At 73.8% G+C, this 409-nt stretch carries 1 pseudogene; it reads left to right on the top strand.

The features are described from left to right. Positions 1-409: pseudogene (locus tag G3I71_RS48950) on the top strand (HAD family hydrolase); the annotation flags it as partial.

Raw genomic sequence — 409 nt, 5'->3', positions numbered from 1 at the left:
GATCGACGACACCGCGGCCCTCGCGCGGCTGCACGTGCTGCCGACGTGCGGCACGCGCTACCTCGTGCACGACGGCGGCGAGTGGTCCGAGGTCTACAGCGAGCCGCTGACCGACGACGAGTCGCAGCGCGCCGCGCGCGCCGTCGAGGAGTCCGCGCGCGAGCTCGGCCTGTGGGAGGAGCACACCTGGGGCGACCGCATCGAGCTGCGCGGCAGCCAGGTGACGTTCTCGGCGCTCGGCCAGGAGGCCCCCGTCGACGCCAAGGCCGCGTGGGACCCCGACGGCGCCAAGAAGGAGAAGCTGCGGGCGGCCGTCGCCGAGCAGCTCCCCGACCTCGAGGTCCGCTCGGGCGGCTCGACGTCCGTCGACATCACCCGCAAGGGCATCGACAAGGCGTACGGCGTCAAC

It is taken from the genome of Streptomyces sp. SID12501, assembly GCF_010550245.1.
Lineage (GTDB): Bacteria > Actinomycetota > Actinomycetes > Streptomycetales > Streptomycetaceae > Streptomyces.
Note: the sequence above shows the minus strand (reverse complement) of the source record. Positions and strands in the feature narration are given on the sequence as shown.